The 13474-nt window shown below is 72.0% G+C and carries 10 protein-coding genes; 9 read left to right on the plus strand and 1 reads right to left on the minus strand.

What is annotated here, in order from left to right; genetic code table 11:
- Window positions 1-48: 48 nt before the first annotated feature.
- Window positions 49-441 carry a rhodanese-like domain-containing protein gene (locus ETAA1_RS27900; RefSeq protein WP_145243903.1) on the minus strand — a complete coding sequence of 131 codons (393 nt, stop codon included), beginning with the start codon at window positions 439-441 and terminating at the stop codon, window positions 49-51.
- A 207-nt stretch (window positions 442-648) separates the two neighbouring features.
- Between ETAA1_RS27900 and ETAA1_RS27905 the strand changes: the two genes are divergently transcribed.
- The 9 genes from ETAA1_RS27905 (at window position 649) to ETAA1_RS27940 (ending at window position 13457) form a co-directional block, all read left to right on the plus strand.
- Entirely contained in the window at window positions 649-843 is a 195-nt protein-coding gene (locus tag ETAA1_RS27905; RefSeq protein WP_145243904.1) for a hypothetical protein, read from the plus strand.
- Window positions 844-869: 26 nt separating this feature from the next.
- Window positions 870-1445 (plus strand): hypothetical protein, encoded by a 576-nt coding sequence (locus tag ETAA1_RS27910; RefSeq protein ID WP_145243905.1) that lies wholly within the window; start codon window positions 870-872, stop codon window positions 1443-1445.
- A gap of 12 nt (window positions 1446-1457) precedes the next feature.
- Window positions 1458-1604 carry a hypothetical protein gene (locus ETAA1_RS32475; RefSeq protein ID WP_202920464.1) on the plus strand — a complete coding sequence of 49 codons (147 nt, stop codon included), beginning with the start codon at window positions 1458-1460 and terminating at the stop codon, window positions 1602-1604.
- An 83-nt stretch (window positions 1605-1687) separates the two neighbouring features.
- The gene (locus tag ETAA1_RS27915) at window positions 1688-2821 is read left to right on the plus strand and encodes an efflux RND transporter periplasmic adaptor subunit (RefSeq protein WP_145243906.1); all 1134 of its coding nucleotides are present in this window, start codon (window positions 1688-1690) and stop codon (window positions 2819-2821) included.
- A gap of 18 nt (window positions 2822-2839) precedes the next feature.
- Entirely contained in the window at window positions 2840-6178 is a 3339-nt protein-coding gene (locus ETAA1_RS27920) for an efflux RND transporter permease subunit (RefSeq protein ID WP_145243907.1), read from the plus strand.
- Window positions 6179-6392: 214 nt separating this feature from the next.
- On the plus strand, window positions 6393-7886 hold the full coding sequence (locus ETAA1_RS27925; RefSeq protein WP_145243908.1) for a sensor histidine kinase: 1494 nt from the start codon (window positions 6393-6395) through the stop codon (window positions 7884-7886).
- On the plus strand, window positions 7864-9294 hold the full coding sequence (locus tag ETAA1_RS27930; RefSeq protein ID WP_145243909.1) for a sigma-54-dependent transcriptional regulator: 1431 nt from the start codon (window positions 7864-7866) through the stop codon (window positions 9292-9294). The genes ETAA1_RS27925 and ETAA1_RS27930 overlap by 23 nt, the downstream gene beginning before the upstream one ends.
- 239 nt (window positions 9295-9533) lie before the next feature.
- On the plus strand, window positions 9534-9980 hold the full coding sequence (locus ETAA1_RS27935) for a hypothetical protein (RefSeq protein WP_145243910.1): 447 nt from the start codon (window positions 9534-9536) through the stop codon (window positions 9978-9980).
- 237 nt (window positions 9981-10217) lie between these two features.
- Window positions 10218-13457 (plus strand): efflux RND transporter permease subunit, encoded by a 3240-nt coding sequence (locus tag ETAA1_RS27940; RefSeq protein ID WP_145243911.1) that lies wholly within the window; start codon window positions 10218-10220, stop codon window positions 13455-13457.
- Window positions 13458-13474: the final 17 nt, after the last annotated feature.

Below are 13474 nucleotides of genomic sequence, written 5' to 3' on the forward strand. Positions count from 1 at the left end.
GGGTGGGCGGGGCGGTGGGATACCACCCCGCGGTAGATTACGGCCGCGTCACTTCGCCGGCTCGAACCCGGCCTTCACCAGCCCGTCGAACCCGTCCCGCAGGGGGCGGACGTCGTACCCCTTCCCCTTCAACAGGTCGGCCGCGGCCAGGCACCGCCGGCCGGACGCACAGTGGAGGTAGACGATCGAGCCGGGCGGGAGGGTGGCCCGGAGCTTCTCGGCCGGCACGCCCGCCTTGAGGTTCGACAGGGCGACGTGCTTGGCCCCCTTCAGGTGCCCGTCGCCCCACTCGCCGGCCTCCCGCACGTCCACGATCACCGCCTTCCCGGCCGTCACGTTCGTCTTCACCACGTCCAGGCTGTCGGTCGTGTGGTCGGCGGCCCACAGCACCCCGCCGAACGCGAACGCCGCCAGAACCCCCGCGCACGCCAGTCGCTTCATCGCCCAACCCCTCCGTGTGACGGAACCCCACCCGCCCGGCGGGCGGTCCTGGGTATGATCCGCGGCCTCCCCGAGAGGTTACACGGAATTATTCCGGGCGGCGGCGCGTAACTTTCCGCGCCGCCGCGGATCGAACCTTCAGACGAACCCGTTCCGGCTACGCCACCATCCCGCCGCCGTGCCGAACCCGCGTAGGAGACCCCGGCCGTGTCGAACCCGAACCTCACCTGCTCCGTCACCCCGCCCCGCGACGCCCGCCGCCTCGCCCACCGCCGCCTCTGCGTCGCCGCCGGGGGGCTCGCCGTGCTCGGGGCCGTCCTCGCGATCGCCGTAGCCCCGGCGCTTGCGGTCCTGTCCGCGGCCGGCGGGTTGGCCCTGCTCCTGATCCCCGACCGCACCTGATGCCGACTTCCCACCCGGAGACGCACATGAGCGCCCGACGATGCTTCGCAGCCCTCCTGGCCCTCGCCGCCGGGGTGCTGATGGCGACCGCCGGCGGGCCGGCCGCCGCCCAGCCGCCCGGCAAGGGACCGCCTGCCGGGAAGGGCCCGCAGGCGGGCAAGGGGAAGGCCGGCGACCCGGCCTTCGCCGCCGACCGCGACGGGTTCCACTACCTGCTCGAACACCGCAAGGACATCCGCCGGACCGTCAAGGACGTCAACGGCGGGGTCGTGACGCTCACCGAGTCGGACGACCCGGCCGTCGCCGGCAAGATCCGCGAGCACGTGTCCGCGATGCACGCGCGGGTGAAGACCGGGAACGGCGTCCACTACCGCGACCCGCTGTTCGCCGAGATCTTCCGGCATTACGACAAGATCACGATGACGGTCGAGCGGACCCCGAAGGGGGCGAAGGTGACCGAGACCTCGGCCGACCCGTACGTCGCCAAGCTGATCCAGGCGCACGCCCTGGTCGTGACGAAGTTCATCGAGAACGGCCACGCCGAGGTGATGAAGAACCACCCGCTGCCCGCCGCCCCGGCTCCGGCACGGAAGCAGCCGTAGGAGGTGCCGCACGTGTCCGAACAACCGACCGGCCCCGCCCCGAGCGGGGCTTCCCCAACCGCGAGTCGAGCCGTGGAGCTTCTCGTTCTGCTCGGTATCTTCGTGCTCTGGGTCGTCCTCCAGGTCTGGGTGCTGCCGAAGGCCGGCGTGCCCACCTGAATGGGCGGCGCGTGCGAGCCGCGGTCGCGGCCCGAACGCACGCCCCCGACGACGCCCGACCCGACCCCGGACGAGAGGACGCCGTGACCATCCCACACCCCGCGCCGACGCCCCCGCCCGCGGCCGGGCGGTGGCGGTCCACGCTCGGCTCACTCGCCTCGGCCGCCGCCGGGGTGGCCGGGCTCGTCCTGTTCCTCGCCTGGATGGGCGGGGCGTTTCGGGACAAGGTCCGGCCCGGCGAGGTGCCCGCGCCCCGGGCCTCGGCCGCCGGCCGCACGCTCGTCGCCGCCGAGCGGGTGACCGAGCCGCAGACCGAGGCGGCCGTCGGCAGCGTCCAGCCGAAGAAGCGGACGGAGGTGGCGAGCCAGCTCCTCGCCGGGGTGCTGGAGGTGAAGGCCCGCCCCGGCGACCGGGTCCAGACCGGCGCCCCCCTCGTCACGCTCGACGACCGCGAGCTGGCCGCCCAGCAGCGGGAGGCGCTGGCCGCCCTGACGGCCGCCGACGCGGACCTGGTGACCCGCCGGGCCGACTTCGAGCGGGCGAAAAAGGCGCGGGCGAGCGGGGCCGTCAGTGACGACGAGTTCGGCAAGGTCGAGGGCGCGTTCCGGGTGGCCGAGGCCCAGGCCGGGCGGGGGCGGGAGGTGATCGCCCGGCTGGCCGTCCAGCTCACCTACACGAAGCTCACCGCGTCCGGGCCCGGGCTGGTTTCTGAACGGCTCGTCGAGCCGGGCGACCTGGCCTCCCCGGGGAAAACCTTGCTCGTGATCTACGACCCGGCCGACCTCGAACTCCACGCCAACATCCCCGAGAGTTTGGCCAAGGCGGTCGCCGTCGGGCAGTCGCTACCCGTCTACGTCCAGGCTCCCGACCTTCACGTCATCGGCACCGTCCGCGAGGTCGTGCCCCTCGCCCAGCAGGCGACCCGGTCGGTCCTCGTCAAGCTGACCCTTCCGCCACCCCCGGCCGGCAAGACGCTCCTCCCCGGGATGTTCGGCCGGGTCGAAATCGGGACCGGGACCGCCGACCGGCTGTGGGTGCCGTCGGCGGCGGTGCGCCGGATCGGGCAACTCGACCTGGTCGAGGTCGCCGGGGCGGACGGCACCCTCGGCCGCCGCTTTGTCCGCGTCGGCCAGGAGCGGAAGCGGGGCGGGGTGGACGCGACCGAAATCCTCTCCGGCCTGACCGCGGGCGACCGGGTCGCGCTCCCTTCCAAGTAACCACCCCCGGAGTCCGCCATGAGCACCGACCGCACCGACGGCGGGTTCGTCTCCCGGGTGGTCGAGGCGTTCCTCACCGGAAACCTGTCCGTCCTCCTCGTCCTGGTCATGCTGGCCGGCGGCGTCGCCGCCCTCGCGCTGACCCCGCGGGAGGAGGAGCCCCAGATCGTCGTCCCGATGGCGGACGTGTTCGTCCGCATGCCCGGGGCCAGCGCCGAGGAGGTCGAGCAGCTCGTCTCGTCCAAGCTGGAGCGGCTCCTCTACCAGATCGACGGGGTCGAGTACGTGTACTCGATGTCCCGCCCCGGCGAGGCCGTCGTGACCGTCCGGTTCCACGTCGGGGAGAGCCGCGAGGGGTCGCTGGTCAAGCTGCACAACAAGATCATGATGCACACCGACGTGGTCCCGCCCGGGGTTACGGGGTGGGTGGTCAAGCCGGTCGAGATCGACGACGTGCCGTTCGTCGCCGTCACCCTGTGGGGGAAGACGGCCGACGACTTCGCCCTGCGGCGGGTGGCCGAGCAGGTCGAGGTCGCGCTCCAGGGCGTGCCCGACACCGGCCGGACCGAGGTGGTCGGCGGCCGCCGGCGGCAGCTGCGGATCACGCTCGACCCGGAGCGGATGGCCTCCCGCCAGGTCACCCCGCTGGACGTGGACCGCGTCCTCCGCGGGGCGAACGTCGGCCTCCGGGCCGGCGAGCTGCGGGCCGGTAGCCGGGAGGTCGCGGTGGACAGCGGCCCGTACCTCCAGTCGGCCCGCGAGCTGGAAACGCTCGTCGTCGGGGTGTTCGCCGGGAAGCCGGTCTACCTCAAGGAGGTGGCCGAGGTGGCCGACGGCCCGGAGGAGCCGACCGGGTACACCCGCATCGCGTTCGGCCCCGGCGCCGCCCGCGCCCCGCCCGAGGCCGCGACCGGGTCCGACTTCCCGGCGGTCACCGTCGGCGTCGCCCGGCGGAAGGGGAGCAACGCCGTCGCCGTCGCCCACGCGATCGAGGCCCGGCTGGCCGAACTGCGGGCGACGGTCATCCCGCACGACGTCGAGGCCCGCGTCACCCGGAACTACGGCGAGACGGCCGACGAGAAGGTGAGCGAGCTGGTCCGCGAACTCGGGCTGGCGATCGTCATCGTCGCGGCCCTCATCATGTACGCCCTCGGCTGGCGCGAGGCGGTCATCGTCGTCACCGCGGTGCCGCTCACGTTCGCCCTCACGCTGCTCGTCAACTACCTGGCCGGGTACTCGATCAACCGGGTCACCCTGTTCGCCCTGATCCTCGCTCTCGGGCTGGTGGTGGACGACCCGATCGTGGACGTGGAGAACATCTTCCGCCACTTCGGGCTCCGGCGGAAGCCGCCGCGCGAGGCCGTGCTGGAGGCGGTCAACGAGGTCCGCCCGCCGATCATCGTGGCCACCCTGGTGGTGATGGTGTCGTTCCTCCCGATGCTGTTCATCACCGGGATGATGGGGCCGTACATGCGGCCGATGGCGCTGAACGTCCCGGTCGCCATGCTGATGTCGATGGTGGTGGCGTTCACCGTCACCCCGTGGCTCAGTTACCACGTCCTGAAGGGCGTGTACGGCAAGGGCGGGCACGAGCCGACCGACCCGCACCGCACGCTCACCTACCGCGCCTACCGCGCCGTGCTCACCCCGTTCCTGAACTCCCGCGCCGCCGCCTGGGGGCTGATCGGGTTCACTGGACTGCTGCTCGCCGGGTCGGTCGTCCTCCCGGCCCTCGGGCTCGTGCCGCTGAAGATGCTCCCGTTCGACAACAAGAACGAGTTCCTCGTCCTCATCGACCTGCCGGAGGGGAGCACCGCCGAGCAGACCGACGCCGCCCTCAAGGACCTGGCCGACGACCTGCGGACCGCCCCCGAGGTGGCCGAGCTGCTGAGCTACGCCGGCACCGCGTCGCCGATGGACTTCAACGGGATGGTCCGGCACTACTACCTCCGCCGGGAGCCGAACCGCGGCGACCTGCGGGTGAACCTGATCCCGAAGGAGGAGCGGGAGGCCCAGAGCCACGCCGTCGTCCTCCGCGTCCGCGACCGGCTCGAAGCCGTGGCCCGGCGGCACCAGGCGCGGCTGAAGATCGTCGAGGTGCCCCCCGGCCCGCCGGTGCTGAGCACCCTCGTCGCCGAGGTGTACCCGAAGCCGGACCAGACCCTCGCCCAGCTCCGGGCCGATGCGAAGCACGTCCGCGGGCTGTTCGAGACGGAGGCCGGGGTGGTGGACGTGGACGACACGTTCGAGGCCGAGCGGCCGCGGTTCGTCTTCCAGGTGGACCGGGAGAAGGCGTCGCTGACCGGGGTGACGGCCGAGCAGATCGCCAACACCCTGCGGATCGCGCTGGCTGGGATGCCGCCCGGGGAGGGCGACCCGAAAGACTTCCGCGCCGGCACCGGGCACCTGCCGCGGGAGTTGAACCCGCTGGTGATCGTGCTCCGGCTCCCGCAGGCCGACCGCGCCCGGCTCGGCCAGCTCGAGCGCCTCGGGGTGAAGACCCCGGCGGGGGAGATCGTGCGGCTCGGCGAACTCGGCCGGTTCGAGGAGGCCGCGGCCGAGGCGACGATCTACCGGAAGAACATGCAGCGGGTGGCGTTCGTGACCGCCGAGACGGCCGGCCGCACCCCCGGCGAGGCGGTGATCGGGCTGATGTTCCAGCTCCGCGACCACCCCACCCCGAACGGCGCCGAGGTGGCGTGGGCCGGGGAGGGCGAGTGGAAGATCACGCTCGACGTGTTCCGCGACCTCGGGCTCGCGTTCGCCGGCGCGCTGCTGCTGATCTACATCCTGATGGTCTACCAGACCGGCAGCTACCTCATCCCGCTGGTGCAGATGATCTCGATCCCGCTGACCGTGATCGGGATCATGCCCGGGTTCTGGCTGCTGAACGTGGTGACCGGCACGACCGTCGGGGGGCACGCGAACCCGGTCTACTTCACCGCCACCGGGATGATCGGGATGATCGCCCTCGCCGGGATCGCCGACCGGAACGCGATCCTGCTGCTCGACTTCGTGCAGCACGTCCGGGACCGCGGGGGGTCGCTGCGGGACGCGCTCGTCGAGAGCGGAGCGGTCCGGCTCCGGCCGATCCTGCTGACCGCCGGGGCGGCGATGCTCGGGGCGTGGCCGATCACCCTCGACCCGGTGTTCAGCGGGCTGGCGTGGGCGCTGATCTTCGGCCTCGTCGTCTCGACCGCGTTTACCCTGGTCCTGGTCCCGGTCGTCTACTGGATGCTGTACCGCACGGCCGACGACGCCGGCCCGCACGGTACCGCTGGCGGTGACACACCTGTGTCATCGCCGCACACCCCACACACCGCTCCGACCCCGGCCGGCGGCATCGGGGCGCCGTGACCGACCGGGCGAAGGCCTCGACGTGACAAGAGTGCAAGGCAAAATCGCCCACACGCAGCCGCTCGACGACCTGTGGGAGGTGGCCGCCGGGATCGAGGCCGTCGTCCCGGTCGACGGGTAAGCACGTCCTTGGATCCCTGCGCCGATAGCTGCGTGGGTCGGGTACAATAAACCCGATGTCTACGAGACTCGGAGTTCGTCGGGAAACCTGCGGATGAGGCAGTTCCTTCTCAGCCGCTACTCCGGGCCGCTCGTCGCCCTCGGCGGGCTGCTCGCGGCCGCGTGCCTGGGCAGCACGATCGCCATCAACCGCCTTCAGACCGACCTCGCCCGTACAGTCCGGCACGACGCGGCCCGGATGGAGGCGGCCGGCGAACTTCAGGTCTGGCTGCGGCAACTCCGGTTCCACGCCGTCATGTTCGCCGCCGACCCGTCTCCCGCCCGCCGGTGGCAGGTGGCCGAGGACCGCCGCCTGGTCGCCGCCGCCCTCGCCGACGCCCGCCACGAGTGCCACCCCGACGACCTCGAACTGTTGGAGGCGATCGGGCGGGGCTACCGGGAGTACGAGGCCGGGCTCGGGATGGACGACCGCCCCGGGGCGGCCCCGCGGGCGGGGGACGACTTCATCCGCTGGGCCGACGCCCATCCGGTCCAGGGGTTGCTCGTCCCCTGCCGCGAACTCGCCGACCGGCAACGGGAGCGGATGGACCGGAGCGTCGAGCGGAGCGAGGCGCAGGCGACGTGGGCCGGCCGCGTGCTGGTCGGCCTCGGCCTGGCGGGCGCCCTCGGCGGGGTGCTCAGCGGGTTCGCCACCGCCCGCGGGGTGACCCGCCGGGTCGCCCGGCTGTCGGTGCGGGTGCAGGCGGTCCAGGCGCACCTCGGCCAGGACGTGGGGGAGATGACGGTCGAGCTCCCCCACCACTTCGGCGACCTGGACGAGCGGCTGGACCGGGTGGTCGGGCGGGTCAAGGAGGTGTGCGGGCGGCTCCAGGACCAGGAGCGGGAGCTGCTCCGGGCCGAGCAGCTCGCCGCCGTCGGGCAGCTCGCCGCCGGGGTCGCACACGAGGTCCGCAACCCGCTCACCGGGATCAAGTTCCTGGTCGAGGCGGCCCTCCGCCCCCGGAACCCTACCCCCCTCGACGGGGAAGACCTCCGCCTGATCCGCCAGGAGATCGTCCGCATGGAGCGGACGGTGCAGGACCTGATCGACTACGCCCGGACGCCGCCCCCGGACCGCCACGCTCACGACCTCCGCGCCCTGGTCGGCGAGGCCGCCGCAGTCGCGGCGAGCCGGGCCGAGCGGAAGCAGCTCGTCGTCCGGCTCGACCTGCCGGCCGCGCCCGCGCCGGCGGCGGTGGACCGCGACCAGGTGCTATCCGTGCTGACCAACCTGCTGTACAACGCGATTGACGCCACCCCGCCGGGCGGCGAGGTCGCCGTCGGGGTGGGCGTCGGGCCGGGCTCCGCCCCGCGGGTGACCGTGACCGACACCGGCCGGGGCATCGACCCGGCGGTCGCGGACCGGCTGTTCACCCCGTTCGCCACCACCAAGCCGACCGGCACCGGGCTCGGGTTGACCGTCGCCCGGCGGGTCGCCCGGGACCACGGGGGAACCCTGACGGGGGTCAACCGGCCCGGCGGCGGGGCGTGCTTCACACTCACCCTGCCGGCCGCGGAGGAGGCTCGTGCCGAAGCTGCTGGTCGTTGACGACGAGCCGATCATCTGCCACTCCTTCCGCCGGGTGTTCACCGACCCCGCGGTCGAGGTGGTCACCGCCGGGTCGGTGGCCGAGGGGTGGGCGCGGTTCGAGCGGGACCGGCCGGACGTGGTCGTGCTCGACCTGCAACTCCCCGACGGGTCCGGGCTCGACCTGTTCGAGCGGGTCCGCGCCGCCGACCCGCGGCGGCCGGTCGTGTTCATCACCGCCCACGGCACGTCCGACACGGCGATCGAGGCGATGAAGCGGGGGGCGTTCGACTACCTGACCAAGCCGCTCGACCTGGAGCAGGTGAGCGGGCTGCTCGGCCGGGCGTTCGACGCAGCCCGGCTGATGCACGAGCCGGCGGCCCTCCCGGACGACCCGGCCGCCGACCGGATCGTCGGCCGCACCCCGGTCGTGCAGGAGATGTGTAAGCTCATCGGCCGGCTCGCCCCGCAGGACGCGAACGTCCTGATCCTCGGCGAGTCCGGGACCGGCAAGGAGCTGGTCGCCCGCGCGCTCTACCAGCACTCGACGCGGGCCGACCGGCCGTTCCTGGCGATCAACTGCGCGGCCCTCCCCGACGCCCTGGTCGAGAGCGAGCTGTTCGGCCACGAGCGGGGGGCCTTCACCGGGGCCGACCACCGGCGGGTCGGCCGGTTCGAGCAGTGCGGCGACGGCACGATCCTGCTGGACGAGATCGGGGACATGCCGCTCCCGGCGCAGGCGAAGATCCTCCGGCTGCTGCAGGACCAGACGTTCGAGCGGGTCGGCGGGAGCCAGCCCATCCGCACCCGGGTCCGGGTGCTGGCCGCCACGAACCAGGACCTGGAGCAACTTATCGCCGCCGGCCGGTTCCGGGGCGACCTGTACTACCGGCTCAAGGTGGCCACCGTCCGGGTGCCGCCGCTGCGCGACCGGCGGGCGGACATCCCGGAGCTGGCCCACCACTTCCTGTTCCGCCACGCCCGGGCGGCGGGCCGCGACGTCCGCGACTTTTCCCCGGAGGCCCTGGACCTGCTCCAGCGGCACGACTGGCCGGGGAACGTCCGGCAGCTTCAGAACGAGGTCCAGATGGCGGTCTACCAGGCCGCCGGTCAGACCGTATTCCCGGCCGACCTGCCCAGCCTCGGTCCGGCCGGCGGGCCGTTCCCGCCGGCACCGGATGTACTTGCCGGGGCGTTGCCCACGTCGCGGGACGCGCCCCCAGACTTGATCGGCTCGATCGAGACGTACCTTCGGGACGGGGGTAACGACGTGTACGCGCGGGTCATGGCGGTGGTGGAACGGGAGCTCCTCACCCGCGCGCTCCGCCACACCAACGGGCACCAAGGGCAGGCCAGCGAACTCCTCGGGATCAACCGCTCGACCCTTCGTCTGAAGCTCCGGGACCTCGGGATCTTGCCCCCCGGGTAATGACCAAAAAGCCGTCCATGTCGGTGGTTAAGTACTGCACATGCGCCGGCGGATTATCCGCCCGCGCGGCGGCTTTTCCCCCCTCGGCGGTGAGTTTTCCGCCAAGCAGGCTTAACCGAGCGCGGGTTGCCCCACTCCGCCAGCGACGTGGGTCGCAGGTTTTCAAGGCCTCTCGCTACTGCAGGACGAATCCCCGGCCCCGGCACGGACACTGCTAGGGTCGGCCGGTGAGGTCTCCCATGCGCCGGCTTCCGAGCCTGCTGTTGCTCACCACCGCGGTCGGGGTGGCCGGATGCGTCTACCCCCCCGGGAGCGCCCCAGGCCCCCGGCCGGAGTACCCGGTCCGCGGCCACGTGTTCGTCAACGGCCGGCCGGCCGCGGGGGCGGTGGTCGTGTTCCACCCCGCGCACGACCCGTCCGGCAGGGCCGGCCCGCGGCCGCGGGCCGTCGTCCGGGACGACGGGTCGTTCGGGCTGCCGACCGCGGAGCTTCCCGGCGGTGCGCCGGCCGGGAATTACGTCGTGACGGTGGTGTGGCAGCCGGGTGGGGTCGGGGAGGACCGGCTCGGCGGGCGGTACGCCGACCCGGCTCACGCCCGACTCACGACCGCCGTACTCAAGGGGCCGAATGACCTCCCGCCGTTCCACCTGGACGAGCCGGGGCGGCCGGGGGTGACGAGCCCATGAGGTCTCTCGCCAGCGGATACCCTGCTCCACGCCGTCGCCTGCTGCGCTGTGACGCCTGCGGGCGGAGCGACGAGTGCCGGCCGGCGGAGCTCCGCCGGTACACCCGCGAGGGGTGGCCCCGGTGTCGTGGGCAGGTGATGGCCGTCTTCACCGAACTCCCGCGACCCGACCCGCCGGCCCCGCCCGCGATCACCCCCTGACCCGATCCCGCTCCCGCCCGAACACGAGGACTCCCGGATGGGGTTGGTCAAGCTCGCCCTCGGCAACGTGTACGGGGTCGTCGTCTTCGCCCTGTTCATCATGGTCCTCGGGGCGGTCGCCCTCGTGTCCATCCCGGTGGACATCCTGCCGGCGTTCAAGGTGCCGGCCGTCCAGGTGCTCACGTACTACAACGGGATGCCCGCCCGCTCCATCGAGCGGACACTCACCGACCGCATCGAGCGGTGGGTGAACCAGTCGCCGGGGGTGAAGAACGTCGAGTCGCGGTCCGTGTCCGGGGTGAGCGTCGTCAAGCTCTACTTCCGCGAGGACGTGGACCCGAACACGGCGATCACGATGAGCAGCACGCTCGCCGACGCCGCCCGCCCGTACCTGCCGACCAACACCCTCCCCCCCGTCGTCCTCCCGTTCGACCCGACCGGCACCCTGCCGCTCGGCATCCTCACCGTCAGCAACGACAGGATGGCCGAGCAGGAGGTGAAGGACCTCGCCCGGGTCGAGGTGCGCAACCGCCTCGGCGCCATCCCCGGGGCCGTCGCCCCGGTGGTCGTCGGCGGCAAGGACCGGCGGGTGATGATCTACCTCGACCCGAAAAAGCTCGAACACCGCCGGCTGTCGGCCGTGGACGTGGTGAACGCCCTCGACCGCGGCAACATGATGGTGTCCCCCGGCACGGCGTACTTCGGTGACAACCAGGTGTCGCTCGACACCAACATGATGGTCCGCACGGTGGACGAGCTGAACGACCTCCCCATCGTGTTCGAGCCGGGGCGGCAGATCTACCTCCGCGACGTGGGCGAGGCGGTGGACGACGCGGTGATCCAGAAGTCGCGGGTGCGGGTGAACGGCAAGCAGCAGGTGTTCGTGCCGATCTACCGGCAGTCCGGGTCGAGCAGCCTCGCCGTCGCCGACGGGGTGCGGGCGGCGCTCCCGGGGATGGTCGAGTCCGAGCTCCCCGAGGGGACGAAGCTGGAGTACGTCATCGACCAGTCGGCTTACGTCCGCAACGCGATCGAGAGCCTGGTCCACGAGGGGATCATCGGCGCCATCCTCGTCTCGATCATGATCCTCGTCTTCCTCGGCGACTGGAAGATGACGCTGATCGCGTCCATGTCGCTGCCGCTCGCGATCCTCGGGGCCATCATCGGGCTCCAGACCAGCGGCCAGACGATCAACGTGATGACCCTCGGCGGGCTGTTCCTGGCGATCGGCCCGCTGGTGGACAACGCCATCGTGGTGCTGGAGAACACCCACCGCCACCTCGGCATGGGGAAGACCCCCGCCCAGGCCGCCGACGACGCCTGCAACGAACTCACGCTCCCCGTCGTCGTCGCCACGCTGGCCCTCATCATCGTGCTGGCCCCGGTCGCGCTCACGCCGGGCGTGAGCGGGTTCCTGTTCAAGCCGCTCACGATGGCCGTGGCGTTCGCCATGCTCGCGTCGTTCGTGCTGTCGTGGACGTTCGTGCCGGCCCTGTGCTCGAAGATGCTCCGCGGGCACGGACACGGCCACCACAACCACAACCCCGGCGGCCACTCCCCGCCGGACCGCCCGCCGGGGCTGTTCGCCCGGGCCTACGGCCGAATCAACGCCGTCCTCGACGGCACCGCCCGGCTCTACGGCGGGGTTCTCGACGTGGCGCTGCGGCACCGGCTGTTCGTGCTGGTGGGGATCGGGCTGGTGTTCGCCGGGTCGCTCGGGCTGGCGAAGTTCATCGGCCAGGAGTTCTTCCCGGCCGTGGACGCCGGGCAGATCAGCCTCCAGGTGCGGGGGCCGTCGAACCTCCGGCTGGACGCCACCGAGCGGCGGATCGCCGAGGTGGAAGCCGCCATCGCCGAGGTCATCCCGCCGCACGAGCTGTCGATGGTGGTGTCCGAGATCGGGCTGAACAACGACTGGTCGGCCGCGTACTCGCTGAACGCCGGGCAGCAGGACGCGGTGATCCGCCTCCAACTCACGCCCGAGCGGTCGGCCAGCGCCCAGGAGTACGCCGTCCGCCTCCGCCGGCGGCTCGCCGACGACCCGCTGTTCTCCGACCTGGAGTTCAGCTTCGACACCGGCGGGATGGTGTCCGCCGCCCTGAACTTCGGGGCGTCGTCCCCGATCGACATCCAGGTGATGGGCGGCAGCCCGGACGAGAAGTTCGGCGTGGCCGCGAAGATCAAGACCCTGGTGAAGGACGTGCCCGGGGCGGCCGACGTCCGGGTCCTCCAGCGGAACGACTCCCCGTACCTGGTGCTGGAGGTGAACCGCGAGCGGGCCGCGGCCGTCGGGCTCGCGGCGAAGGACGTGGTGATGCAGGTGGTGACGGCGATGAACAGCAGCATCGCCCTGACCCGCAACTTCTGGATCGACCCGAAGAGCGGCAACCAGTACTTCGTCGCCGTCCAGTACCCCGACAACCCGTACTTCAAGATCGAGGACCTGCAGAACGTCGTCGCCACCGGGACCAACCAGGGCGGCAAGACGCCGGTCCGGCTGAGCACCCTCATCACCATCCGGTCCACCACCCAGCCGGTCGAGTTCAACCACGACGGGCTGAAGCGGGTGGTGGACGTGCAGGTGAACACCGAAAACCGCGACATCGGCGGCGTCGCGGCCGACATCAGCAAGCGGCTGGAGGGGCTGGAGCTGCCGAAGGGGATGAAGGTGGAGCTGAAGGGCGAGTACGCCCGGATGAGGGAGTCGTTCGCCAGCCTCGGCGTCGGGCTGGGCCTGGCGTCGCTGCTGGTCTACCTGCTGATGGTGCCGCTGATGCGGTCGTTCGTGATGCCGCTCATCATCATGGCGACCGTCCCGCTCGGGCTGATCGGGGTGCTGGTGACGCTGTGGACGACGGGCACCACGCTGAACATCCAGTCCGAGATGGGGGTGATCTTCCTCGTCGGGATCATCGTCTCCCAGGGCGTGCTCCTGATGGACTTCGCCAACCAACTCCGCAAGCAGGGGCGGACCGTCCGCGAGGCCATCACCCAGTCCGCCGTCATCCGGTTCAAGCCGATCCTGATGACGTTCCTGGCGACGTTCCTCGACCTGCTGCCGATGGCGATCGGGCTCGGCCGGGGGAGCGAGGCGCTGACCCCGCTGGCCCGGACGGTGGTCGGCGGGCTGGTGTCGGCCACGGCGCTGACGCTGTTCGTGGTGCCGATCCTGTACACTCTGCTGATCCGCGATAAGCACCACCCCGCGGCTCACCACGACGGCCACCACGCCCCGCCCCACCACGACCATCCCGGCCACGGCCATCACCACGGCTAACGCCGCCGGAGACGGAG

It is taken from the genome of Urbifossiella limnaea, from assembly GCF_007747215.1.
In the GTDB taxonomy this organism is placed as follows: domain Bacteria; phylum Planctomycetota; class Planctomycetia; order Gemmatales; family Gemmataceae; genus Urbifossiella; species Urbifossiella limnaea.

What these genes read in the sequence shown, in the direction of transcription:
- ETAA1_RS27900 (WP_145243903.1), bottom strand. Translation starts at nt 441, where the DNA reads ATGAAGCGACTGGCGTGCGCGGGGGTTCTGGCGGCGTTCGCGTTCGGC.
- ETAA1_RS27910 (WP_145243905.1), top strand. Translation starts at nt 870, where the DNA reads ATGAGCGCCCGACGATGCTTCGCAGCCCTCCTGGCCCTCGCCGCCGGG.
- ETAA1_RS27920 (WP_145243907.1), top strand. Translation starts at nt 2,840, where the DNA reads ATGAGCACCGACCGCACCGACGGCGGGTTCGTCTCCCGGGTGGTCGAG.
- ETAA1_RS27925 (WP_145243908.1), top strand. Translation starts at nt 6,393, where the DNA reads ATGAGGCAGTTCCTTCTCAGCCGCTACTCCGGGCCGCTCGTCGCCCTC.
- ETAA1_RS27935 (WP_145243910.1), top strand. Translation starts at nt 9,534, where the DNA reads ATGCGCCGGCTTCCGAGCCTGCTGTTGCTCACCACCGCGGTCGGGGTG.
- ETAA1_RS27940 (WP_145243911.1), top strand. Translation starts at nt 10,218, where the DNA reads ATGGGGTTGGTCAAGCTCGCCCTCGGCAACGTGTACGGGGTCGTCGTC.